The organism is Paraburkholderia sp. SIMBA_030 (assembly GCF_046535245.1).
Lineage (GTDB): Bacteria > Pseudomonadota > Gammaproteobacteria > Burkholderiales > Burkholderiaceae > Paraburkholderia.
On record NZ_JAWRXB010001169.1, the window covers coordinates 1 to 251 of the forward strand.

At 44.2% G+C, this 251-nt stretch carries 1 protein-coding gene; it reads left to right on the forward strand.

Annotated elements, in window-relative coordinates; all coding sequences use genetic code 11:
* Nucleotides 1–251 (forward strand): 3-hydroxyacyl-CoA dehydrogenase NAD-binding domain-containing protein (locus SB772_RS43720; protein ID WP_410838992.1); only part of this gene is annotated, 251 nt, incomplete at both ends.

Below are 251 nucleotides of genomic sequence, written 5' to 3' on the forward strand. Positions count from 1 at the left end.
CTTAAACGATCAGCTAGTCAAAAAATTGGCCAAAAAACACAGCAAGCAAGCACACGACATCAGTGAAGCCGCTGTACTAGGCGCTGGTATCATGGGTGGCGGTATTGCTTATCAAGCAGCCAGCAAAGGCTTGCCAATCACCGTGACCTGGTTCACGCTGATACCGAAAAAGTCATTATTGATAATACGCAGATTTATGAGCAAGTCAGATACTTTGCTAAAGAGTTTGTTCCCTTCGTCTATGATCGTAT